This window comes from Nocardia stercoris (assembly GCF_003696265.1).
Classification (GTDB): Bacteria; Actinomycetota; Actinomycetes; order Mycobacteriales; family Mycobacteriaceae; genus Nocardia; species Nocardia stercoris.
On sequence record NZ_RFFH01000001.1, the window covers coordinates 873,909 to 897,170 of the forward strand.

A 23,262-nucleotide genomic window follows, 5' to 3' on the forward strand; every position below is an offset into this window, starting at 1 on the left:
TCCTGAAAGTAGTTGTGGTCGGGGCGCGATCAGATGATCTTCTGGCCGACGAGGTACGCGGAGATCTGGTTACCGCCCTCGCCCTCGTCGACGATCTTCTCGCCCGCGGTGCGCGCCGGCTTCGGGGTCACGCCGGTGACGGCGGTGCCGGAGTTCGCGACACCCACGGTGGACGGGTCGATGCCCAGGTCGGCGAGGGTGAACACCTCGACCGGCTTCTTCTTGGCCGCCATGATGCCCTTGAAGGACGGGAAGCGCGGCTCGTTGATCTTCTCGGTGACCGAGACGATGGCCGGCAGGGTGGCCTCGAGCTTGAACACGCCCTCGTCGGTCTCGCGCTCGCCGGTGATGCGCTCACCGTCGACGGTCAGCTTGCGGAGGTGGGTGAGCTGCGGGATGCCCAGGTACTCGGCGATGATCGCCGGGACGGCACCGCTACGGCCGTCGGTGGCCTCGTTGCCGGCGATGACCAGCTCGACACCCTCGACCTGACCCAGCGCGCCGGCCAGGACCCACGCGGTCTGCACGGCGTCGGAGCCGTGGATCGCGTCGTCCTTGATGTGGATGGCCTTGTCGGCCCCCATGGACAGTGCCTTGCGGATGGCCTCGGTGGCCCGCTCCGGACCCATGGCCAGGACGGTGACCTCGCCGCCCTGGGCCTCCTTGATCAGCAGCGCCTCTTCGACGGCGCGCTCGTTGATCTCGTCCAGGATGGCGTCGGCGGCCTCACGGTCGAGGGTGAAGTCCCCGTCGGTGAGCTTGCGCTCGGACCAGGTGTCCGGAACCTGCTTGATCAGTACGACGATGTTCGGCATCGGAATTCGTCGACCTCGCTTTCTGGGTGGCACTAGCGGTTTGTGGAGTCGCACGCGCGGTTTGCCCGCTCGTCTGCGATTGGCTCGAGCGGGACATTACCAAACGTTAAGTTACTCGCCAGTAACTTAGGCTGTGATGTTCAGCATGGGTGATACCGCGCGCCGGTGTGATACAGGCAACCGCTAACGTCGGCGGGATGAGTGAGGCGACCGAGCCATTGCCGCTGACCGGCGAGCGGACCGTTCCGGGCATCCCGGAGGAGAACTACTGGTTCCGCCGGCACGAGATCGTCTATGCCCGGCTCCTGGACCGGTGCGTGGATCGCGAGGTGCTGGAGGCCGGATCCGGCGAAGGATACGGCGCGGACATGATCGCCGGTGTCGCCACGAAGGTGACGGGCGTGGACTACGACACCAGCGCGGTCGAGCACGTGCGCGCCGCGTACCCGCGGGTGCACATGATCCAGGGCAACCTCGCCGACCTGCCGCTGCCCGACGCCTCGGTCGACGTGGTGGTGAACTTCCAGGTCATCGAACACCTCTGGGACCAGGCACAATTCCTGCGCGAATGCCTGCGGGTGCTGCGTCCGGGCGGCGAGCTGCTGATCAGCACGCCCAACCGGATCACCTTCTCGCCCGGCCGCGACACCCCGCTCAACCCGTTCCACACCCGCGAGCTCAATGCCGACGAGATGCGAGAACTGTTGGTGGAAGCCGGTTTCCGCGTCGACCTGCTGACCGGCGTGCACCACGGCCCGGCGCTGGCCGCGCTCGACGCCAAGTGGGGCGGTTCGATCATCGACGCCCAGATCCAGCGCGCGCTCGCCGGCGAACCCTGGCCGGCCGAGCTGGCCGCCGACGTCGCCGCCGTCCGGATCGACGACTTCGTGCTCACCCCCGAGGACATCGACGCGAGCCTGGACCTGGTCGCGATCGCGGTCAAGCCCGTGGTGGAAGCGGAGTCCTCGCAGTGAGTTCCGCCGCACCGGTCCCCGGCCGGTTCACCTTCGTCCTGCACTCGCATCTGCCCTGGCTGGCCCACCACGGGCGCTGGCCGGTCGGCGAGGAGTGGCTGTATCAATCCTGGGCGGCGTCCTATCTGCCGGTGGCCGAGGTGCTGCGGACACTGGCCGCCGAGGGCCGCACCGATCTGCTCAGCCTCGGCATCACGCCGGTGCTGGCCGCGCAGCTCGACGATCCGCACTGCCTGTCCGGCATGCACCACTGGCTGGGCAACTGGCAGTTGCGGGCCGACGAGGCCGCCGCGAGCGGCAATGTGGCGCTGGGCCGGCACGAGCACCGGCTGGCCGCACACGCGCTCGCCGACTTCGAGCAGCGTTGGCGGCACGGCGGTTCGCCGGTGTGGCGGGAACTGATCGACGGGGGCGCGATCGAGCTGCTGGGCGGCCCGCTGGCGCATCCGTTCCAGCCGCTGCTGGACCCACGGCTGCGCGAGTACCAGCTGCGCGAGGGTCTGGCCGACGCTCAGCACCGGTGGGGGCACACCCCGGCCGGGATCTGGGCGCCCGAATGCGGTTTCACGCCCGGGATGGAAACCGGTTACGCCGCCGCCGGTGTGACGCATTTCATGGTCGACGGTCCCGCGCTGCGCGGTGACACCACGCTCGGTCGTCCGGTGTGGGATTCGGATGTGGTGGCCTTCGGCCGCGATCTGCACGTCAGCTACCGGGTCTGGTCGCCGAAGTCGGGTTACCCGGGCCAGGGCGCGTACCGCGACTTCCACCACTACGACCACGCCACCGGCCTCAAGCCGTCCCGGGTGACCGGCAAGAACGTCGCCGGACCCGACAAGGCGCCCTACGATCCCGAGCTCGCCGCGGCCGCGGTGCGCCGGGACGTCGCCGACTTCGTGGCGACGGTCCGGCAGCGCCTGATCGACGAGCACGACCGCACCGGCCGTCCCGCGTTGGTGGTGGCGGCCTTCGACACCGAACTGTTCGGGCACTGGTGGCACGAGGGTCCGCAGTGGCTGGAACAGGTACTGCGCGAACTGCCGAAAGCGGGCATAACGGTCGGTACACTCGAGGGCGCGCGGGCCGACGGTTACGTCGGTGAGCCGGTGGAACTGGCCGACTCCTCCTGGGGTTCGGGCAAGGACTGGCGGGTGTGGGCAGGCGACCAGGTTCAGGATCTGGTCACCCTGAACGCCGAGGTCGTGCAGCTGGCGCTGGACACCTTGGACAAGCTGCCGCGCGGTGGCGAGCGCGACCGGGCTGCCGATCAGCTGCTGCGGGAAGCGGTGCTGACGGTGTCGAGCGACTGGGCTTTCATGGTCAGCAAGGACTCGGCGGCGGGTTATGCCCGCGATCGGGCTCACCAGCACGCACATGCCGTACGAGAGATCGCTGCGGCTCTGGGCACCGGATCTGTGGCCAAGGCACGGGAGTTGGCGGCAGGATGGTGTCTGGCCGACGGTCTGTTCCCCGCACTGGATGCGCGGCGCCTTCGGCGGTGCCGAGACGAGCACACCTCGACTGTGCCGACCGGGCACACCTCGGCGGTGCCGAGTTAGCACAATGGTCACCCTCCGCTAGAAGGACCCGGATGAAGATCTTGTTGGTGTCGTGGGAGTACCCACCGGTCGTGGTCGGCGGGCTCGGCCGCCACGTCCATCACCTGGCCGTCGAACTGGCCGCGGCCGGGAACGAGGTCGTGGTGCTGGCCCGGCGTCCCATGGGTACCGATGCCACGACCCACCCCACCGAATCCTGGATCGCCGACGGCGTGCTGGTCGTCGCGGTCGCGGAGGATTCCCCGGCCTTCGACTTCGGCGAGGACATGCTCGCCTGGACGCTCGCCATGGGCCACGCGATGGTCCGCGCCGGGATCGCGCTCAGCAAGCCGGGCATCGCCGACGGCTGGACCCCCGACGTGGTGCACGCGCACGACTGGCTGGTCGCGCATCCGGCGATCGCGCTCGCCGAGTTCTACGACGTCCCGCTGGTGTCGACCATCCACGCCACCGAGGCCGGCCGGCACAGCGGCTGGGTGTCGGGCCGGGTCAACAAGCAGGTGCATTCGGTCGAGTGGTGGCTCGCGCGCGAATCCGACGCGCTGATCGCGTGCTCGGCGTCCATGCAGGACGAGATCGAGCGGCTCTACGGCCCGGAACTGCCGCCGGTGACGGTGATCCGCAACGGAATCGACGTGGGCGCGTGGACCTTTCGCGAGCGCGCGCCGCGTCCGGGCCCGCCGCGGCTGCTGTACGTGGGCCGGCTCGAATACGAGAAGGGTGTGCAGGACGCGATCGCCGCGCTGCCCCGGATCCGCCGCGTGCATCCCGGCACCACCTTGACCATCGCCGGTGTCGGCACCCAGTTCGAATGGCTGCGCGAGCGGGCCCGGGTGCACCGGGTCGCGCGCGCGGTGAATTTCGTGGGCCGGCTCGACCACGCCGAGCTGCTGGGCTGGTTGCACGGCGCCGACGCGATCGTGCTGCCCAGCCGCTACGAGCCGTTCGGGATCGTCGCGCTCGAAGCCGCCGCGGCCGGAACGCCGCTGGTCACGTCCACGGCCGGCGGTCTGGGTGAGCTGGTCGTCGACGGTGTCACCGGCGCCTCGTTCGAGCCGGCCGACGTGAACGGTCTGGTCGACGCGGTGCGGGCCGTCCTGGACGACGCGGCCGCTGCCCAGGACCGGGCGTGGGCCGCGCGGGAACGTCTGACCGCCGACTTCGCCTGGGACGTGGTGGCCGCCGAGACGACCCTGGTCTACCAGCAGGCCAAGCGCCGCGTCCGCACCCCGCTGGGCCGACCGCAGATCGTGGAACGGCCACTGCCGGAACGGGATCCGAACAATCCGGTCGGCTGATTCCGCGCGCTCTGCCCGATCGGGTTGTGGTGGTGCCGATTTCGCGCACCGCCTCCCCGCCGCTGTTACCGTCGTTACGAATGTTCCAGCGGTGGTGACCAGCACGGGAGGGGTTTGCGGTGGAGAAGCTGCAGTGCGACTGGTGTGGTGTGCAGACGCCGCCCGGCACGGGCCGGACCTGTCCGAGTTGCGGTGCGCCCCTGGACGAGGCCAACCGGGTCAGCGATTCCGGCTGGCGCGAGGCGCCCCGGCTGCGCGACATGACCGAGTTCCGCTTCTCGGCGAGCACCTGCCAGGTCGAAGGGGAACTGGTGCCGGTCGCCGAGATCGCGCTCGGCCAGGGTGATCAGGTCTACTTCGAACATCACGTGATGTTGTGGAAGGACGAGGGCGTCCCCATCTTCGCGCTGAATACCGGTGGCGGACTGAAGCGTTCGCTGGCCGGCATGCCGTTCGTGGTCACGGTCGCGCAGGGTCCGGGCCGGGTCGCGTTCTCCCGGGACTCGCCGGGGGAGCTGGTGGTGCTGCCCATGCATCCGGGCATGGAACTCGATGTGCGCGAGCACGCGTTCCTGCTGGCCTCGGGCAGCATCAACTATTCGTTCGTGCGGATCAAGGGCCTGGCGAACGTGCTGCACGGCGGCAACGGAATGTACATGGACCGCTTCATCACCGCGGGCTATCCGGGCCTGCTGATGCTGCACGGGTACGGCAACGTGTTCGAGCGGGTGCTGCGGCCGGGGGAGAAGATCCTGGTCGAGCCGGGTGGCTTCCTGTACAAGGATTCGACGGTCACCATGGAGGCGAAGCCGCAGAACATCAAGGTGGGCCTGTTCGGCCGGATGTATCTGGCCGAGATGACCGGGCCGGGCCGGGTCGGGATCCAGTCCATGTACGTCCACCACCACTCGGGGTAGCGCCGTGCAACCGAATCATGGTCCGCAGCAATACATCTGCCGCTACTGCCGCCAGCCCAGCGACCCCGGCGCGAGCACCTGCCCGCTGTGCGGCGCGCCCGTGGACATCCGGGCCGCGGTGAGCATGTCGGGCTGGACCCGGCAGCCGCCGGTGCGCGACATGGCACGCATCCAGTTCGGCCAATCCCGCTGTCAGATCGAGGGAACGCTGGTGCCGGCCGCCGATTTCGCACTGGCACCGGGTGATTGGATCTACTTCTCCCACCATCATCTGCTGTGGGCCGACGAGTCGGCGCGGCTGGACCGGATGAGCCTGGCCGGTGGCTGGCGCCGCATGATGAGCGGGCTGCCGCTGGTGATGCTGACCGGGCAGGGGCCCGGGCACATCGCGTTGTCCGGCACGCACGCCGGTGATCTGGTGGTGTTGCCGCTGCAGCACGGTCAGCAGATCTGGGTGCGTGAGCATCGGTTCCTGGCGGCCACCGGGTCGGTCGGCTACGACTGGACCGACAACCGGATCTGGTTCGTCACCGGCAGCGGCGACGACCGCAAGACCCACTATCCGCTCGGCATGTTCGGTGACGTGTTCACCGCGCAGCAGGGGCCGGGGCTGCTGCTGTTGCATTCGCCGGGAAACACTTTCGTGCGCGATCTGGCGCCGGGACAGAGCCTGCTGGTGAAGCCGTCGGCGCTGCTGTACCGCGATCTGTCGGTGACGGCCTATCTGCATCTGGAGTATCCGCGGGTGGCGGGGATGTCGTGGTGGCGCAGCTTCAGCTATCGCAGTATCTGGCTGCGGCTGACCGGGCCGGGCCGGGTCGCGGTGCAGTCGGTGTACGAGCCGGAGGAGGAGTCCGAGCGGATCCGATCGCACTCGGGGGCCACGTCCCGGCAGTGGTGAGGTCTACCTACGGGGACGGCCACCGGTCCGCCGTGGGCGGGCCGATGGCCGTTCGTGTGTGTGCCGGGTAGCTTCAGATGAAGCACTGGAACCCGGGACCGCCCGGGGTGAGGCCGGAGATGCCCTCCAGGATGCACTGCAGGCCGGTGCCGATGCTGGCCGAGCCCACGTAGTTGATCGGAGTCGTCGTCGACGTGGGCGGCTGGGTGGTGGTCGTCTGTGCGGAGGCTGCGCCCGTCAGGGCACCGCTGACGGTGGCGCCCGCGATCACGGCGATGGCGAAGTGCTTCATGGCCCGCATAATATGACACAAACGCGTTTCTAATGTCCGTTTCCTGAGAATGGCAGTCGAAACACCTGGTAGGAACCGGTTACCCGGCGGTTCGGCGAACAGCGAGCGGCCGGTCGATGAACGGTCGGCGGCTGCGTGTGCCCGTTCACCGGACCGGCATCGTGCGGTTACTCCGGTGTCGCCCCGATGCCCACTCACCCTGGCTTCATCAGGACATGACAACTTCGTCTGTGCTGACGGCACCGGCTCGCACTTCGGCCTCGGGGGTGGCCGGGCCACAGTACTCCCTGGTTGTGTCCTCCGATGCGGAGCACCGCATCGCCGCCCAGCGACTGCGCTACCAAGTCTTCGCCTCGGAGCCCGGTTTCGACATCCCGGTCAACGACGCGGGTCTCGACGCCGACCGATTCGACGACCACTGTGACCACCTGCTCGTGCGCGACGAGCTGACCGATCAGTTCGTCGGATGCTACCGGATGCTCCCGCCGGACAAGGTGGCAGCCGCCGGTGGGTACTACACCGCCACCGAATTCGACCTGTCCGCAATGGATCCCGCCGGCCGGCGGATCGTCGAGATGGGCCGGGCCTGTGTGGTGCCCGATCACCGCAACGGGTCGGTCCTGACCCTGATGTGGGCCGGCATCCTGCACTACATCCAGCTCACCGGTTACGACTGGGTGATGGGCTGCGTCTCGGTGCCGATGCAGGACACCCCGGCCGATCCGCCCGGCGTGAACGTCCGGGGGGTGCGAGACCTGTTGCTGGCCAAGCACGCCGGTGACCCGCGGCGCCGGGTGCGCCCCTACAACCCCGTGGTCGTCGACGGCCGGAGCCTCGACGAACTGGAAGCGCCGGCGCGCCCGAAGCTGCCGCCGCTGCTGCGCGGCTATCTGCGCCTGGGCGCCGAGATCTGCGGCGAGCCCGCCCACGACCCCGACTTCGGGGTCGCCGACTTCGTGGCCCTGCTGGGGCTGGAGACCATCAATACGCGGTATCTCGAGCGGCTGCAGAGTGCCGCGAACACCCTGGGGTGACCATCATGTCCGCTGAATCGTTGTCGTGCCCGCCCGCGGAGGCGGTACACGCGTGGATGCCCACGAGCCCGTGCGAACCTCGCTGTGTCGACCTACCGCCGGCCGCCGGCTCGCTGCGCGTGGCGAGCCGGGTGCTGCGGCTGGTCGGCCTGCTGGCCGCCTTGCCCGCGGTGACTCTGCTGACCCCGCCGTCGCGCCGGCCCGCGGCCCAGCGGCGGTATGCCGGAATCGTCATGTGGGCCTGCGGGATCCGGGTCCGGGTGCGCGACGAGCGGTACGGCGGCGCGGCCCGCCCGGCACGGAACCGCAGGGGCCGCAACGGCTCCGGAGTTCTGGTGGTCGCCTGGCACGTGGGCTGGGCGGACGTGGTGGCTCTGACCGCGGCCGTGGACCCGATCGGCTTCGTGGCTCGCGCGGATCTGGTCGACTGGCCCTACGTGGGCCGGCTGGCGCGGCTGATGCGGGTGATCCCGATCCACCGTGAGCGGCTGCGCCAGCTGCCCGAGATCGTCGACACCATGACCGAGCGGCTCGCCGCCGGTGAGCTGGTGGGCATGTTCCCGGAGGGGACCACCTGGTGCGGGCGGGCGCGCGGCCGGTTCCGCCCGGCGCTGTTCCAGGCGGCGATCGATGCCGGCGTCGCGGTGCAGCCGGTTCGGTTGCGCTACCTGAACTCCGACGGGACCCCGAGCACCGCCGCCGGCTTCGTCGGTGTGGACGGACTGCTGGATTCGGTGCGACGGGTGTTGCGGGCCAAGGGAGTGGTCGCGGAGTTGGTGCTGTTGCCGGTCGAAGCGCCGGGCACCGATCGCTTCGAGCTGGCCGCCCGCTGCGAGCGCGCGCTGCGTGGTCCCGAACCGCTGCGGATCGACGAACACGCCACGGCGGTCGGCACCGGCGCAACCAGGACGATCGTGCCGAATCCGGTACCGCTGCACAGCGTTCCGGCCTGATCGACCTGGGACGACGGAAGAAATTTTGCGGCGCATCGGCGAGTCGCCGGTGCGCCGCAATTTTCGGCCATCATCCAGTCTAGTTACCGCTGGATTTCTAATTCCAGCTGGTTCTAGACTGTGCTCATGGTGCGGAGGGTGGATATGGTGGACAAGATTGCGGGGGCAGCCGAGCGCGCGGGGCTGCTCTGGGAGATGTTGCGTCAGGGTGGAAACCACACGCTGTACAGGCTCGATGGGGTGACAGTGCCGATCGCCCGGCACAACGACCTCGACGAGTACTACGCGGTGCGGGTCTACAAGCAGTGCGAGGCGAAACTCGGAAAGGGCTGGTGGCGAGCGTGATTTACCATGCCGAGGTGAAGCGAGGCAATCGCTTCTGGCTGGTCCACATCCCCGAGTTGAACCAGTGGACGCAGGCTCGCAACCTGCGGGAGGTCGACGCCATGGTGCGCGACCTGGTGGCCATGCTGCTCGGCATTCCGGATGATTCGTTCGAAGTAGAGATGTCGGTAGAGCTGCCGGCCGAGGCGCAGGAGCACTGGGCCCGGTCCCGGCAGCTGCACGAGCTGGCCGACGCGCTGCGCAACGCGGCCGCCGAGGAGGCTCGCCGCGCCGCCCAGCAGCTGTCCGCCGTCGGCCTGACCCTGCGCGATATCGGTCAGTCCCTGGAGATCTCGTTCCAGCGGGCCGGTCAGCTCACCGCCGGGGCAGCCGAGGTGCGCCCGGAGGACACGTCCTCGCGTCGCCTGGCCGAGAAGCTGGCGGGGGTCTACGAAGCCGAGGAACCGGCGGATTCGGTTGCGGCGGACGAGTTCCTGCTCGCCGCGGCGGCGCATCTGCTGCAGCTGGCCGTCGATCCCGGCCGCTCGGCGGACACCCCGATCGACGTTGCCCGAGTTTCGCCGCCCATCGAGGTCACCGAGCTCGTGGCGCGCGTGAAGTCAGCGGCGGAGCCCGATACCGAGCGTTCGATCGTGGTCCGCCGTTCCGGGGCCGACGCGCAGAGCTGAGGCTTCCTCGTACCGGGTGGGCGGGTTGCCCACTCGGAGATCATTTTTCGGGCGCGGGTACGTGCCGAATTCATTCCGTCCGGTCGGTTTATTCTGAACTGGAGGTGTCACATTTATGACTGTGTCCGCGATAGTCGCTGTGTGTTTGCCGAATGGGATGCAGGCGTGCTCGACGACCCGGAGCACGCTGTGACGCCGCAATGGACAGTGGCCTGCCTGGCGCCACTGTTCTGCCGGATCGACATCGGCTGGGTGCCGGTGGATCTGGCCCGCCCGATGGCACAGATCCACAGCCTGTGCGACATCGCCCGCTGCCGGGTGCTGCGCCGGGCACTGGAAACGCTGTACCCGGATCGCTATCCGCCGGAACCGGATGTGCCGATCGCGGTGCCCACCGTGGAGATCGAGGCGGCCGTCGCCCGAGTCACCGCGGCCCGCGCGGCGCTGGCGGCGGCCACCGGCGGCACGGCCGGCGACCTACAGGAACAGCCCGAGGTGCGGGCCGCCACCGCCGAACTCGATGCCGCCCTGGCCGAGCGCGAGGAGCTGTTCGGCCGGGCATGCCCCGCCGAGGGCATCGTCCCCGTCGCGCTGGTGCGCCTGTTCGATTTCACTGCCGCCGAACTGAGCCGCTTCGCCGGCCCTCGGGTGCCCTGACCGATCAGGAGAACGCGTAGTCGTCGAGATCGAAATGACCACTGCGCCAGGCGGCTTCGACGGTCGAACTGGGCCGCAACGGCACGTCACCGTGCTTGTCGAAGTAGTAGCTGTTCGACAGCGTGCAACTGTCCTGCCAGAACACCTGCCCGCCGCGCCGCGCCAGCATCTCGCGGAAGAAGCGGTCGTTGGCTTCCACGGTCACCTCGATCCGGGCCGCGTTCCGGCTGCGAGCGTGCCGCAGGCAACGCAGGATGTGCCGGGTCTGGTTCTCGATCAGCGTGAAATACGACGCGCCGTTGTAGCCGTACGGGCCGATGATGGAGAAGAAATTGGGGAACCCGGGCACGCTCACGCCCTCGTAAGCCTGCAATCTGTTCTCGTCCCACCAGGTTTCGAGATCGCGGCCACCCACCCCACGCAGCTCGTAGGTCGGCATGTTGCCCGACTCCATCACCTTGAAACCGGTGGCCAGGATCAGCACCTCGGCCGCGTGCTCGACCCCGTTCGCGGTGCGCACCCCGGTCGGCGTGATCTCGGTGATCGCCGAGGTCTCCAGCAGCACGTTCGACCGATTGAAGGTAGCCAGATAGTCGTTGGAGAAACTGGGCCGCTTGCAGCCGAGCGCGTAGTTCGGGGTCAGCGCGGCCCGCACGGCCGGATCCTTCACCTGGCGGCGCAGATGGGCCAGCCCGGTGCGTTCCCCGATCGCGGCGGTGGGCAGCGAGCGGTGATAGTGCGCGGCGAGCGGGAAGGTGAATTCGACGTAGGTCTGGCTGAGCAGCCGGGTCAGCGCGCGGCCGCCCGGCACCCGCAGCGCCAGCCGGGCCGGCAGTGGCAGCGGCGCGTCGGGGCGCGGCAGGCACCAGATGGGCGTGCGCTGGAACACCGTCAGCCGGGCGACGTGCGGTGCGATCTCCGGAATCACCTGCACCGCCGACGCTCCGGTGCCGATGATCGCGACCCGCTTCGCCCGTAAATCGCAGTCGTGGTCCCAGCGCGAGGTGTGCATGACGGTGCCCGCGAACGTCTCCACCCCGGGGATGTCCGGCAGCTTCGGGCGGGTGAGCACGCCGGTGGCGCTGATCACGAAACGTGCCGTCAGCTGCTCGCCGTCCGCGGTCCGCAGCACCCACCGGTCGGTGCCGGAGTCGAAGTCGGCGCCGACGACGGTGGTGCGGAACCGGATTCGCGGCCGCAGCTCGTACCGGTCGACACAGGACTCCGCGTACGCCTTCAGCTCCCGGCCCGGCGCGTACACCCGGGACCAGTCGGTGCGCTGATCGAACGAGAACTGGTAGCTGAACGACGGAATATCTACGGCCACACCGGGATAGGTGTTCCAGTGCCAGGTCCCGCCGACACCGTCGGCCTCGTCGACGATCAGGAAGTCGTCGAAACCCGCCTTGCGCAAGGCGATCGCGGCACCGATCCCGGAGAATCCGGCGCCCACGATGATGATCTCGTGGTCCGTCGTGGGCGTGGTTGGACTACTCATGCCGGTTCCTTTCGGGCGGTTCGGCGGGGGAGTGCGGTGGTGAACCGGTCCGGAGCCGCGCGTCCGCCGGCGGCGATCGTGGTGACGACGTGACCGGTGTCCTCGGCGTAGACGATGGTGTCCACCCGGTGCTCGATCCCGTCGACGGTCCGGATGCCCAGCGGCGCCAGTCGGGCGATCGGCCAGGTCACCAGGGTGCACCCGGGCTGCTGCAGGGTGCGGTAGTACTGGTTGTGCAGCGCCACGCCGGCGGTCTGATCCGGCGTGAGGCGCTGACGCAACCACGAATCACGCACCTGTACACGGAGATTGGCCTCGGCGGCGAACCGCAGCAGCCAGGCCGGCAGCCGCCGCACCGCGGTCGCCGACCACACCGGCGGCCGGGGCAGGATCCACACCGCGTCGGTCTGGAACACCGAGACCCGGGCGGCCTCGGCGGCGATGCCGGGCAGCAACCGCGCCGCGGCAGCACCACTTCCGATGATCGCGACCCGCCGGCCGGTGAAGGCGTGCCGCGGAGTGAAAGCCGTGCAATGGATCTGGCGACCGGTGAACGTGTCGGCGAAGCGTGGCGCAGTCATTTCGCCACCGGCTCGTAGGTCAGTTCCTGGACCCAGGACGGGCGGTGGCCGAGCACCCGGATCGGGAACCGGTCGATGGCGACATTGGACACATCGGCCAGCAGCCGGAGCGGCTGCGACCGGTGAATCGTGGCCTTGGCGTGCAGCTTCACCACGTGATACAGCGGCACCCGCCGGATGTCCGGGCTCCGCTCACCCACGTTCTCGTAGCGCCGCACGGCTTGCCACAGCTTCTGCTCGTCCAGGCCGAGCGCCATGATGTTGGCCGACATCCGCGACAGCAGCGGTGCGTACAGCAGGGCGCCGAGCAGGAACGTGGGCCGCAGCGCGAAACCCGCTGTCTCGATCGCGAGTTGGCGGATCGGCCCGGCGCCAAGCTGTTCGAGCACCTGGAATCCGACTGCCAGATGCCGGGATTCGTCACTGTTGATGTGCCGGAACACCTGGTGGCAGATCGGGTCGTCGACCTCGTCGAGCAGGAACTTCACCAGCGCGCCGTCGAGTGCGGTCTCCAGCGAGGGAATCACGGTGCCCAGCACCGGAACCCGCAGCCCCTCGGCGTAGCGGTCGAGCCAGCTGATCACGAGCCGAATGTTCTTGTTGGGCACCGGCATCGCGTCGCCGTCGAGCATGCCCCAGCGGCGCATCAGCGCCAGTTCGGCATTGGCGTGCTTCTGTTCCTCGGCGTGGAAGTGCTTGTAGATCTCGCGCAGCGGTCCGGGTGGCACCTGGTGCGCGAGCGCCGCGAAGCCGCGGGCGCCGACGTGTTCGATCCAGACCAGGTCGGCCATGAAGGTGGCCAGGCGTGGGCGTTGTTCGTCGGTGATGGTCTCGGCACCCGGTGCGTCCCAGTCGATATCGGCCAGCGCCCACTGCTTGGCGCGGATGGTGGCGAGCATGTCCGGATAGGCGAACGTCATTGTCCGATCTCCTTCTCGAATGGTGGATCAGCGCACGACCCGCTCCAGCAGTCCGGCCGAGCGGGTGTAGGTCGTGGGCAGCCAGCGTTTGGCCTGCCACAGTGCTTTCGCCTCGAGCTGGGGCAGGACGTAGAGCTCGCCGTGATCGGCGGCGTCGAGTGCGGCGCGGGCGACAGTGGCGGGCGGGCGGCCGGTCCAGCGCAGCAGCAGCCCGGCGAGCCGCTCCGCGGTGGCGTCCATCGGTGAATCGGCCTGCAGGATGCCGGTTTTCACGCCGGTCGGGCAGAGCACGGTGACGGTGACGCCAGTGCCGGACAGTTCGGCGGCCAGCGTCTCGGACAGGGCCAGCACTCCGGCCTTGCTGACGTTGTACGCGGCCATGCGCGGTGCGGCGCCGAATGCGGCTGCCGAGGCCACATTGATCAGCGCGCCGCGCCCGGCTTCCCGCAGCAGCGGGACGAAGACGTGGCAGCCGTGCACCACGCCCCACAGATTCACCGCGAGGGTGCGCTGCCAGTCCATGAGCGCGAACTCGCCGACCACGGGTCCGCCGGCGCCGATGCCGGCGTTGTTGATCACGACCGCGGGCGGGCCGCCGAACCGGTCCTGGGCGGTGTCGGCGAGCCGGCGCACCTCGTCGGCGAGGGTGACGTCGCAGCGAGTGCCGAAACCTTTGCCGCCTGCGTCGGTGACCAGGCGGGCCGTTTCCGCGGCGCGCTCGGCATCGATATCCGAGCACACGACGCGGCCGCCGCGCCGGGCCAATTCGATCGAGAACGCGCGCCCGATGCCGCTGCCGGCGCCGGTCACCACCGCATCGGCGTTCGTGGTCCGGCGGGATCCGCCGAAGGGGAACAGGCGCATGGCGACTCCCGGATCGACCGGTGTGACCTGCAACTGGTGGCATCTGCCACCATTGGCCGCACCTGACACCAATTAGGCGCGCGAGCGGGTACTTTGTCAACTATGGATGTGCGCGCACCGGCACGGACCTGGGGTGGGCTGACCGCCGGCGAACGCAGTGCGAACCGGCGCGCCAGCCTGATCGACGCGGCCCTCGCCGTCTGGATCGACAGCGGCTGGGCCGCGGTCACCATGCGCGGCGTGTGCCAGCGCGCCGGCCTCAACGACCGGTACTTCTACGAACACTTCGCCGACCGCGACGAACTGCTCGGCGCGGTCTGGGACGACGTCTGCGCCGAGGTCTTCGCCGACCTGGCCGCCGTCGTCGCCGAGCACGCGGGCGACACCGCGTCCGCGGTCGTGCGCGCCGCCATCACCCGCGCTGTCGAACTGCAGATCGACCCGCGCGGCCGCGCCCGGATCCTGCTCGCCGACCACGCCGGCAGCGCCGTGCTCGAACTGCGCCGCAAGACCATGCTCACCGACGCCACCAGCCTGCTGATCGTCACCGCCCAGCCCTACCTGCGGCCCGGCGCCGACGAAACAGCTGTCCGGATGAGCACCCTGGCCGGCATCGGCGGCTTCATCGAACTCCTGACCGCCTGGCGCACCGGCGTGATCGATGTGGACGCCCAGCGCGTCGCCGACCACACCACCGCCATCGCCCTGCAGCTCGGCACGATGTTCCTGCGCGAGGACACCATCGGCGAGGTGTGACCCGGCGGGAAGTCCACCGACAAAATCTGCCCGCGCGGAATACCGGCTCCGGCGACACCGTTGCGATTGGCGGGGTGGATCGGGCCGACCAGGTCCGATACCCCGAGGTTTGCCCAGGTAGAGAGTGGGATAGGCTTGATCAGGTCATGATGTCGGCTTACCCGGGTCCGGTCGGTGCGGTTCCCCAGACGGTCTACCTCGATCACGCGGCCACCACACCCATGCTGCCGTCCGCTGTCGAGGCGATGACGGCTGTGCTGGGCCAGGCCGGCAACGCGTCGTCACTGCACGGTTCGGGGCGCGCCGCCCGCCGCCGCCTCGAGGAGGCGCGCGAGTCGATCGCGGCCGATCTCGGCGCCCGCCCCTCCGAAGTGATCTTCACCTCCGGTGGCACCGAGAGCGACAATCTCGCCGTCAAGGGGATCTTCCGCGCGCGGCGCGACGCGGATCCCCGGCGCGACCGCATCCTCGTCAGCAGTATCGAGCACCACGCCGTGCTCGACTCGGTGGAATCGCTCGTCGAGGCCGAGGGGGCCCGTGCGACCCTGCTCGACGTGGACGCCGACGGTGTGGTCAGTCCGGCCGTGCTGCGCGCGGCCCTGGAGCGCTACGCCGACGAGGTGGCGCTGATCAGCGTCATGTGGGCCAACAACGAGGTCGGGTCGGTCCAGCCGATCCACGAATTGGCCGCGGTGGCACAGGAATTCGATATCCCGATGCACAGCGACGCGGTCCAGGCGGCCGGCTGTCTGCCCATCGATTTCGCCGGGAGCGGGCTGGCGGCAGCCAGTTTCGCCGCCCACAAGGTCGGCGGCCCGCACGGGATCGGGGTATTGCTGCTGGGCCGGCAGGTGCCGTGCACGCCGCTGTTCCACGGCGGCGGCCACGAGCGGGACCTGCGTTCGGGCACCTCCGATGTGCCCGGCGCCGTGGGCATGGCGGTGGCGCTGCACGCTGTGGTCGCCGAATTGCCCACGCGCAGTGCCGAACTGGCTGTACTGCGGGACGAGCTGGTGATGCGCGTGCAGGCCGCGGTGCCCGACGCGATCCGCAACGGCCCGGCCGCCGCGCGGCTGCCCAGCATCGCGCACTTCACGTTCCCCGGCTGCGAGGGTGATTCGCTGCTCATGCTGCTGGACGCGGCGGGCATCGAATGCTCGACCGGTTCGGCCTGCAACGCCGGGGTCGCGGGCCCCAGCCACGTCCTGCTGGCCATGGGCCGCGATACCGGGCAGGCCCGCGGTTCGCTGCGATTCTCGCTGGGGCACACCACGACTCGTGCCGACGTCGACCGCCTGCTGGAGGTGCTGCCCGCCGTGGTGGAGCGCGCCAAGGCCGCCGGATCGGCCGGTGCCGGACAGCCGGTTCCGGCCGGCGCGAAGGGAGCTATGCCGTGAAGGTCCTCGCTGCGATGAGCGGCGGTGTCGACTCCGCCGTGGCGGCCGCACGCGCGGTCGACGCCGGACACGAGGTGGTCGGGGTGCATCTGGCGCTGTCGGCCACCCCGGGCACGCTGCGGACCGGTTCGCGGGGCTGCTGCTCGAAGGAGGACGCCGGCGACGCCCGTCGCGCCGCCGACGTGCTCGGAATCCCGTTCTACGTCTGGGATTTCGCCGACCGGTTCAAGGAAGACGTGATCGACGACTTCGTGGCGGCCTACGCGGCGGGGGAAACCCCGAACCCGTGCCTGCGCTGCAACGAGAAGATCAAGTTCTCGGCGCTGGCGGACCGGGCGGTGGCGCTCGGCTTCGACGCCGTGGTCACCGGTCACTACGCCCGGCTCGACGACGGCGTGCTGCGCCGCGCGGTCGACGCCGACAAGGACCAGTCCTATGTGCTGGCCGTGCTCACCGCCGGACAGCTCACCCGGGCCATGTTCCCGGTCGGTGACACCCCCAAGCCGCAGATCCGCGCCGAGGCCGCCGAGCGCGGCCTCGCGGTCGCGAACAAGCCCGACTCGCACGACATCTGCTTCATTCCCTCCGGCGACACCCGCGCGTTCCTGGGTGCCAAGATCGGCGTGCGGCCCGGTGCGATCGTCGACGCGGACGGGCGCAAGCTCGGAGACCACGACGGCGTGCACGGCTTCACCATCGGCCAGCGCAAGGGCCTCGGCCTGCCCGGTCCCGCGCCGGACGGGCGCCCCCGCTACGTGACCGGGATCGACCCCGACTCCGGCACCGTCCATGTGGGCGCGGTGGAGGAACTCGAGGTGTGGACGGTGCACGCCGAGCGGGCGATCTGGACCTCGGGCAGCGTGCCGACCGGGCCGGTGGAGTGCGTCGCGCAGGTTCGCGCCCACGGCGGTACCGCACCGGCGGTCGCGGAGGCCGACGGGTCCGGTCTGGTGGTCCGGTTGCGCGAGCCGCTCACCGGTGTGGCACGCGGCCAGGCCGTCGTGCTGTACCGGCCGGACGAGCTGGGCGACATCGTGATCGGCAGCGGCACCATCACCGGCACCGACCGCACCCCGCACGCCGCGGTCGCCGACACCGCGGAAAGCGCACGGTGAACGTCGGTTTCGACCTCGATCTGACCCTGGCGGACACCCGCGCGGGGATCGCGGCCGTCTACCGGATGCTCTCGGCGGAGACCGGGGTGCCGATCGACACCGATGTGGTGGTGTCCCGGCTCGGACCGCCGCTGGAAGTCGAACTCGCACACTGGTTTCCGGCCGACCAGGTCGCCGAGCGGGTGGTGCGGTTCCGGGAGATCTATCCGTCGGTGGCGGTGCCCGCCACCACCCTCATGCCCGGTGCCGCCGCCGCGATCGCCGCGGTCCGGGCGGCGGGCGGCCGGGTGATCGTGGTGTCGGGCAAGAATCACGCCGACACCGTGCGCACGGTCGAATACCTCGGGCTGCCGGTCGATTCCGTGACCGGCGGCGTGTTCGGGGCCGACAAGGGCTTCGCGCTACGGGAATTCGGTGCCGGCGCGTACGTGGGGGACCACACCGCGGACGTGGACGCCGCGCGGGCGGCGCGGGCGATCGCGGTGGGTGTGGCGACCGGCCCGTTCGACGCGGACGCGTTGTCGGCGTACGGCGCTGACGTGGTGTTGGCCGATCTGGATGCCTTTCCTGCCTGGTTCGAAACCGGTCTCGCCGCCGTGCGCACCACAGGTGCGGATTACCGTGCGGCCGAAAGGATTCCCGGTCGTGCCGGGGTGGCCTCGCCCGACCTCGCGACGGAGCAACGCTGGGCCGCGCGGTGAGTACGGCGCGGTCACGCACTGAAACGGTTTCGGTTTCGATCGAAGGGGCCACGAGATGAGCGACGCGGCAACAGAATCGACGGCGCTGCCGGGCGGGATCGCGACCGGCGTCGGATCCTGGCCGGGCACCGACCCGCGGGAGGCGGCGGCCACCATGGTCGGCGAGCTGCCGGAGCTGGCCCATCTGGTGGAACTGCCCGCGCGCGGGGCCGGTTCGGACATGATCGGCCGCGCCTCCGCCCTGCTGGTGGATCTGCGGCTGGACACCTCGGTGCGTGGTTACCGGCTGGGCCCGGGTCGCGGCGCGGTGTCCCGGCGGGCCCACGACCTACTGCGGACCGACGTCGACGCGCTCGAAGAAGCCTGGGAGACAGCCGGTTTGCTCGGTTCGGGCCGCACGGTCAAGGTGCAGTCCGTCGGCCCGCTGACCCTCGCCGCCCAGGTCGAGCTGATGAACGGCCACCGGGTACTGACCGATACCGGCGCGGTGCGCGACCTCACCGAGTCCCTGGCCGAAGGCGTGGCGAACCACGCCGCCGAGGTGGCCCGCCGACTGGGCGCGACGGTGGTGGTGCAGTTCGACGAACCGTCCCTGACCGATGTCCTCACCGGCTCCCTGACCGGTGCCAGCGTGCTGAATATCGTTCGCGCGCTACCGGAACCGGAAGCCCAGGCCCTGCTCGACACCGTGCTGACCGCCCAGACCGGCCCGACCCTGCTGCACACCTGCGCCGGTCGCCCCGCCCTGAACTTCCTGCGCGGCACCGCCGCCACCGTGATCGGTTTCGACCTGGGCCGCATCGGCACCGCCGACCTGGACTCCGTCGGCGAACTCCTCGACGCCGGAAAGCATGTGGCGCTCGGCCTGATTCCCACGACCGCACCCGCCGTGCCCCCGTCCTGGCGCGAACTCGCCGAACCCGGTGTGCGCCTGCTGGACCGGCTCGGCATGCCCCGCCGACTGCTTGCCGAGCGTGTCCTGGTGACTCCTACCTGCGGCCTGGCAGGTGCGACCCCGGCCTGGGCGCGGCGTGCCCTGACCCTGGCCCGGGAGATCGCTCACGCCTACAGTGACGAGCCGGAAGCACTCGCCCTGCGGGACAAGGTGAGCCGGCCGCGGACTGTCGGCTACGACCCCAGGTAGGGCCGCGAACCCGGGTGGCTGAGCTGCCAGCGGTCGGGCCGTCCGGCCGGGTACACCACGTCGATGCGGTCCCCGGGCGACGGCCACTGGTTCACGTCCCAGGCGAACCGGCCGTATACGGTCTCGCCCTCGACGCCGGGCCCGGACAACAGCCCGGTGATCGTGACGTACTGCTCGCCCTGCGCCGCCGGCCGCGGACTCACCCCGGTCACGGTCAGCATGCCCGACACCGGCTCGGCCACCGAGCGCCCACCGCCCCGGCCGCGGCGATAGAACGCGAGCAGGGACACGAGCACACCCGCAAGGGCCATGATGAACGCCAGTTCCAGCACGAATCCATCCTAGGCCCGCCCGGCAGCGGGCCCGGGAAGCAGCGCTCAGCGGACCAGGTCGCCACCCTGCGCCGCTACTTCGGGGTCAGTTCGCTCACGCCGGTGGCGGTGCGGCGCAGCTGCCAGACGGTGGTGCGGCGGGTCTGGGAGCGGCCGTTACCGCGGTCGACCAGGGTCCGGTCCCGGGTCGTGAACAGCAGCTGGGCGCCGCGCGAATTGGTCTCCGGGTTCTGGAACAGCTGGATCAGCTGGTCGGAGGCGTCGCCGGTCAGATAGGTGTCGATATCGTCGATCGCGATGACCCGGCCGGTGTCGAGGGCGTCCAGCACCGGCGGCAGCAGGCGCAGCAGGGCCACGGTGGCGGCGGATTCGTCGGCGATGTCGAACGGGGTGTCGATGCCCTCGTGGACCAGGCCGAGCCCGACGCCGCGCCGCGACACCATGCGTTCGTAGAGGGTGTCGCGGGCGGCGCGCAGGTTCTCCAGCTCGGCTTCCAGGCCGAAGACCGTCAGCCCGTGGGTCTGTTCCAGCGCGCGAGCGCGTTCGGTCGAGTTCAGGCAGGCGTCGAGTTCGGCTGCGGCGCCGGTGATATCGGCGTCCAACTCGGTGAGGTAGTCGGCGTATGCGGGGTCGTGCGCGGCGATCAGCAGATCGGTGATGCCAGTGTCGGTGGATCGCAACAGCATCAGCAGCCGGGCGGCGTGGTCGGGGGAGCGGGTCAGGTGGGCGCCGAGCCGGTGCGCGACGGTCTGCGGGTCGCCCGGGCCGGTGTGGATGTCGAGCCGGCCGGCGAACCAGCGATAGGCCGGCATGAGTGCCTCGGCCGGGAGCTGTCCGGTCAGGCTCAGGAGCAGCGCATTCGGCCGCACGAGTGGCGCAATTGCGCCAATCCCGTACCGGACGGCCTCGAACGTCGCACCGATCCGGACCTGGTCACCCTCGCGTTCGAAGACCACACGCTTGCGGTTGTGCGGATGGCAGTGCAACCACTCCGCCAGGACGTCGGTGTTGTCCAGCCGGAAACCGTACGTGTACGGCATGCCCTCGGCGGTGAACATCGCCACGAACTCCGACGGCTCGTCGGCGTGTGCGAGATGCGGGCGGCGCACCGGCCCGGCATAGGGATCCCAGCGAGTGACCGAGTGCAGCACCGCATCCCGCATATGGGCGAGCCCGTCGACGAGGCTGGTCTTGCCGCTCGCGGCGGCACCGTGGATCGCGGTCACCGGTGCGGGCAGCACCGCGGTGCGGGACCGGGTCAGCCGGAGCTCCTGCGGCTGGGCCATCGACCGATGATTGGTGACCTGAAAGCTGCGCAACATCCGTGCCATCCTGCCGTTCGAGAACGGAATACGCACATCGGGCAGGCCGTGCGCGGCTCGTGTCGGACGGCCGTGACGTGGCCTTCGGTGTCATACCGCTGAGCTACTGTGCAGGACGTGAGCGAATCGGGGACGGAGACGGCGGCGGCGTCCGGTGACGTGCGGGCGCATTGGCAGCAGCTCGCCGAACAGGTGCGCGAGCACCAGTTCCGGTACTACGTGCGCGACGCCCCGATCATCTCCGACGGTGAGTTCGACGCGATGTTCCAGGAGTTGCTCGCGCTGGAGGAATCCCATCCCGACCTGCGCACCCCCGACTCGCCGACCCAGCTGGTCGGCGGCGGCTTCGCCACCGAGTTCACCGCGGTCGACCACCTCGAGCGAATGATGTCGCTGGACAACGTGTTCGACGCCGACGAGATGCGGGCCTGGGCCGCCCGGGTCGAGGCCGAGGCCGGCGCCGGCCTGCACTACGTGTGCGAGGTGAAGATCGACGGTGTCGCGCTGAACCTGGTCTACGAGGACGGCCGCCTGGTGCGCGGCGCCACTCGCGGCGACGGCCGCACCGGTGAGGACGTCACGCTCAACGCGCGCACCATCAGCGATATCCCCGAACAGCTCACGGCCAGCGCCGAATTCCCGATCCCGAAGCTGCTCGAGGTGCGCGGCGAGGTCTATTTCCGGCTCGCCGATTTCGAACAGCTCAATGCCGCGATCGTGGCCGAGGGCAAGCCCCCGTACGCGAATCCCCGCAATACCGCGGCCGGTTCGCTGCGGCAGAAGGATCCGGCGGTCACCGCGCGGCGCAATCTGCACATGATCTGCCACGGCTTCGGCCGCCTGGAGGGCTTCGCGCCGGCCTCGCAGTACGAGGCGTACCGGGCGCTGGCGGCCTGGGGTCTACCGGTGTCCGCGCACACCGTACGTGTGCAGGGGGTGGACGCGGTCCTCGAGCGCATCGCCTACTGGGGCGAGCACCGCCACGACATCGAGCACGAGATCGACGGCCAGGTGATCAAGGTCGACGAGGTCGCGCTGCAACGGCGGCTGGGCGCCACCTCCCGCGCACCGCGCTGGGCCATCGCCTACAAGTACCCGCCCGAGGAGGCGACCACGGCGCTGCTCGACATCCAGGTCAATGTCGGCCGCACCGGCCGGGTCACGCCGTTCGCGGTGATGGCTCCGGTCACCGTCGCCGGTTCCACGGTGTCGATGGCGACCCTGCACAACGCCGCCGAGGTGGTCCGCAAGGGTGTGCTGATCGGCGACACCGTCACCATCCGCAAGGCCGGTGACGTCATCCCCGAGGTGCTCGGCCCGGTCGTCGACGTCCGTGACGGCACCGAGCGGGCGTTCGTCATGCCGACCCACTGCCCGGAGTGCGGCTCCGAACTCGCTCCCGCGAAGGAGGGTGACGCCGACATCCGCTGCCCCAACCAGCGGCACTGCCCGGCGCAGCTGCGCGAACGGGTGTTCCACATGGCCGGCCGAGGCGCCTTCGATATCGAGGCACTCGGCTACGAAGGGGCCGTCGACCTGCTGAAATCGGGTGCGATCGGCGACGAGGGCGATCTGTTCGACCTGACCGAGGAGTCCCTGCTCACCACCACGCTGTACACCAACAAGAACGGTGGTCTGTCCGCCAACGGCCGCCGCCTGCTGGCCAATCTGGAACAGGCCAAGTCCCGTCCGCTGTGGCGGGTGCTGGTGGCGCTGTCGATCCGGCATGTCGGCCCGACCGCCGCGCGGGCGCTAGCCGGCGAGTTCGGCACCATGGCCGGGATCGAGGCGGCGAGTGTCGAGGAGCTGTCGGCCGTGGACGGGGTCGGCGGCACGATCGCCCAGGCGGTGAAGGAATGGTTCGCCGTCGACTGGCACCGCACCATCGTGGCGAAGTGGACCGCCGCCGGCGTGCGGATGGCCGACGAGCGTGACCAGTCGATCGAGCGCACCCTCGAGGGCCTGTCGATCGTCGTCACCGGCTCGCTGCAGACGCTGTCGCGCGACGAGGCCAAGGAGGCGATCCTGGTGCGCGGCGGCAAGGCGGCCGGTTCGGTGTCGAAGAAGACCGCTTTCGTGGTGGTCGGCGAGGCGCCGGGATCCAAGGCCGCCAAGGCCGAGGAGCTGGGCGTTGCGATCCTCGACGAGGACGGTTTCCGCCGCCTGCTCGCCGGCGGCCCCGAAGCAGTGGCCGGAGCACCGGCACCGGAGTGAGAGTT

At 70.0% G+C, this 23,262-nt stretch carries 24 protein-coding genes; 16 read left to right on the plus strand and 8 right to left on the minus strand.

Features of this window, described 5'->3' with window-relative positions:
- Positions 1-29: 29 nt before the first annotated feature.
- Positions 30-815 (minus strand): electron transfer flavoprotein subunit beta/FixA family protein, encoded by a 786-nt coding sequence (locus EBN03_RS03910; protein WP_122186396.1) that lies wholly within the window; start codon positions 813-815, stop codon positions 30-32.
- 197 nt (positions 816-1,012) lie between these two features.
- Between EBN03_RS03910 and EBN03_RS03915 the strand changes: the two genes are divergently transcribed.
- The 5 genes from EBN03_RS03915 to EBN03_RS03935 all read left to right on the plus strand — a co-directional run bounded on the left by EBN03_RS03915 (position 1,013) and on the right by EBN03_RS03935 (position 6,464).
- Positions 1,013-1,789 carry a class I SAM-dependent methyltransferase gene (locus EBN03_RS03915; RefSeq protein WP_122186397.1) on the plus strand — a complete coding sequence of 259 codons (777 nt, stop codon included), beginning with the start codon at positions 1,013-1,015 and terminating at the stop codon, positions 1,787-1,789.
- Positions 1,786-3,348: a 1,4-alpha-glucan branching protein domain-containing protein gene (locus tag EBN03_RS03920; RefSeq protein ID WP_122186398.1), complete on the plus strand. Its 1,563-nt coding sequence runs from the start codon at positions 1,786-1,788 to the stop codon at positions 3,346-3,348. Before EBN03_RS03915 ends, EBN03_RS03920 begins: the two co-directional genes overlap by 4 nt.
- A gap of 32 nt (positions 3,349-3,380) precedes the next feature.
- On the plus strand, positions 3,381-4,646 hold the full coding sequence (locus tag EBN03_RS03925; protein ID WP_122186399.1) for a glycosyltransferase family 4 protein: 1,266 nt from the start codon (positions 3,381-3,383) through the stop codon (positions 4,644-4,646).
- 119 nt (positions 4,647-4,765) lie between these two features.
- Positions 4,766-5,563: an AIM24 family protein gene (locus EBN03_RS03930; RefSeq protein ID WP_122186400.1), complete on the plus strand. Its 798-nt coding sequence runs from the start codon at positions 4,766-4,768 to the stop codon at positions 5,561-5,563.
- A gap of 4 nt (positions 5,564-5,567) precedes the next feature.
- Positions 5,568-6,464 (plus strand): AIM24 family protein, encoded by an 897-nt coding sequence (locus EBN03_RS03935; RefSeq protein ID WP_147471452.1) that lies wholly within the window; start codon positions 5,568-5,570, stop codon positions 6,462-6,464.
- Positions 6,465-6,537: 73 nt separating this feature from the next.
- Here the strand turns inward: EBN03_RS03935 and EBN03_RS03940 are convergent, their stop codons facing one another.
- Positions 6,538-6,756, minus strand: a complete 219-nt coding sequence (locus EBN03_RS03940) for a hypothetical protein (protein ID WP_147471453.1) — start codon at positions 6,754-6,756, stop codon at positions 6,538-6,540.
- Between the two features lie 215 nt (positions 6,757-6,971).
- On the opposite strand from EBN03_RS03940, the gene EBN03_RS03945 reads away from it, so the two are divergent.
- The 5 genes from EBN03_RS03945 to EBN03_RS03965 all read left to right on the plus strand — a co-directional run bounded on the left by EBN03_RS03945 (position 6,972) and on the right by EBN03_RS03965 (position 10,413).
- Positions 6,972-7,790, plus strand: a complete 819-nt coding sequence (locus EBN03_RS03945; RefSeq protein ID WP_122186403.1) for a GNAT family N-acetyltransferase — start codon at positions 6,972-6,974, stop codon at positions 7,788-7,790.
- Between the two features lie 5 nt (positions 7,791-7,795).
- Positions 7,796-8,743 carry a lysophospholipid acyltransferase family protein gene (locus tag EBN03_RS03950; protein WP_122186801.1) on the plus strand — a complete coding sequence of 316 codons (948 nt, stop codon included), beginning with the start codon at positions 7,796-7,798 and terminating at the stop codon, positions 8,741-8,743.
- A 126-nt stretch (positions 8,744-8,869) separates the two neighbouring features.
- The gene (locus tag EBN03_RS03955) at positions 8,870-9,088 is read left to right on the plus strand and encodes a type II toxin-antitoxin system HicA family toxin (RefSeq protein WP_122186802.1); all 219 of its coding nucleotides are present in this window, start codon (positions 8,870-8,872) and stop codon (positions 9,086-9,088) included.
- Between the two features lie 14 nt (positions 9,089-9,102).
- Positions 9,103-9,756, plus strand: a complete 654-nt coding sequence (locus EBN03_RS03960) for a hypothetical protein (protein WP_147471454.1) — start codon at positions 9,103-9,105, stop codon at positions 9,754-9,756.
- 141 nt (positions 9,757-9,897) lie between these two features.
- A complete protein-coding gene (locus EBN03_RS03965) occupies positions 9,898-10,413 on the plus strand; it encodes a hypothetical protein (protein ID WP_147471455.1) in 516 nt (171 codons plus the stop codon).
- A gap of 4 nt (positions 10,414-10,417) precedes the next feature.
- Here the strand turns inward: EBN03_RS03965 and EBN03_RS03970 are convergent, their stop codons facing one another.
- Genes EBN03_RS03970 through EBN03_RS03985 form a run of 4 tightly spaced genes read right to left on the minus strand, consistent with a single transcriptional unit; the run spans position 10,418 to position 14,276 of the window.
- Positions 10,418-11,911 (minus strand): flavin-containing monooxygenase, encoded by a 1,494-nt coding sequence (locus EBN03_RS03970; protein WP_122186406.1) that lies wholly within the window; start codon positions 11,909-11,911, stop codon positions 10,418-10,420.
- Positions 11,908-12,492, minus strand: coding sequence for an NAD(P)/FAD-dependent oxidoreductase (locus EBN03_RS03975; protein WP_122186407.1), 585 nt, complete (start codon positions 12,490-12,492; stop codon positions 11,908-11,910). The genes EBN03_RS03970 and EBN03_RS03975 overlap by 4 nt, the downstream gene beginning before the upstream one ends.
- Complete coding sequence (locus EBN03_RS03980; protein ID WP_122186408.1) at positions 12,489-13,412, minus strand: ferritin-like domain-containing protein; 924 nt, start codon at positions 13,410-13,412, stop codon at positions 12,489-12,491. Before EBN03_RS03980 ends, EBN03_RS03975 begins: the two co-directional genes overlap by 4 nt.
- A gap of 27 nt (positions 13,413-13,439) precedes the next feature.
- The gene (locus EBN03_RS03985) at positions 13,440-14,276 is read right to left on the minus strand and encodes an SDR family NAD(P)-dependent oxidoreductase (protein WP_122186409.1); all 837 of its coding nucleotides are present in this window, start codon (positions 14,274-14,276) and stop codon (positions 13,440-13,442) included.
- A 102-nt stretch (positions 14,277-14,378) separates the two neighbouring features.
- Between EBN03_RS03985 and EBN03_RS03990 the strand changes: the two genes are divergently transcribed.
- The 5 genes from EBN03_RS03990 (at position 14,379) to EBN03_RS04010 (ending at position 19,389) form a co-directional block, all read left to right on the plus strand.
- Positions 14,379-15,032: a TetR/AcrR family transcriptional regulator gene (locus tag EBN03_RS03990; protein ID WP_122186410.1), complete on the plus strand. Its 654-nt coding sequence runs from the start codon at positions 14,379-14,381 to the stop codon at positions 15,030-15,032.
- A gap of 146 nt (positions 15,033-15,178) precedes the next feature.
- Positions 15,179-16,429, plus strand: a complete 1,251-nt coding sequence (locus EBN03_RS03995) for a cysteine desulfurase family protein (RefSeq protein ID WP_122186411.1) — start codon at positions 15,179-15,181, stop codon at positions 16,427-16,429.
- Positions 16,426-17,544 carry a tRNA 2-thiouridine(34) synthase MnmA gene (gene mnmA, locus EBN03_RS04000; RefSeq protein ID WP_122186412.1) on the plus strand — a complete coding sequence of 373 codons (1,119 nt, stop codon included), beginning with the start codon at positions 16,426-16,428 and terminating at the stop codon, positions 17,542-17,544. The genes EBN03_RS03995 and mnmA overlap by 4 nt, the downstream gene beginning before the upstream one ends.
- Positions 17,541-18,245 carry an HAD family hydrolase gene (locus tag EBN03_RS04005; protein ID WP_122186413.1) on the plus strand — a complete coding sequence of 235 codons (705 nt, stop codon included), beginning with the start codon at positions 17,541-17,543 and terminating at the stop codon, positions 18,243-18,245. The genes mnmA and EBN03_RS04005 overlap by 4 nt, the downstream gene beginning before the upstream one ends.
- 55 nt (positions 18,246-18,300) lie before the next feature.
- Positions 18,301-19,389: a methionine synthase gene (locus EBN03_RS04010; protein ID WP_122186414.1), complete on the plus strand. Its 1,089-nt coding sequence runs from the start codon at positions 18,301-18,303 to the stop codon at positions 19,387-19,389.
- Here the strand turns inward: EBN03_RS04010 and EBN03_RS04015 are convergent.
- Both EBN03_RS04015 and EBN03_RS04020 read right to left on the minus strand, forming a co-directional pair.
- Positions 19,374-19,721 carry a hypothetical protein gene (locus EBN03_RS04015; protein WP_199742581.1) on the minus strand — a complete coding sequence of 116 codons (348 nt, stop codon included), beginning with the start codon at positions 19,719-19,721 and terminating at the stop codon, positions 19,374-19,376. The genes EBN03_RS04010 and EBN03_RS04015 overlap by 16 nt on opposite strands.
- A 74-nt stretch (positions 19,722-19,795) precedes the next feature.
- The gene (locus tag EBN03_RS04020) at positions 19,796-21,043 is read right to left on the minus strand and encodes an AAA family ATPase (RefSeq protein WP_122186415.1); all 1,248 of its coding nucleotides are present in this window, start codon (positions 21,041-21,043) and stop codon (positions 19,796-19,798) included.
- 117 nt (positions 21,044-21,160) lie between these two features.
- On the opposite strand from EBN03_RS04020, the gene ligA reads away from it, so the two are divergent.
- On the plus strand, positions 21,161-23,257 hold the full coding sequence (ligA, locus tag EBN03_RS04025) for an NAD-dependent DNA ligase LigA (protein ID WP_122186804.1): 2,097 nt from the start codon (positions 21,161-21,163) through the stop codon (positions 23,255-23,257).
- Positions 23,258-23,262: the final 5 nt, after the last annotated feature.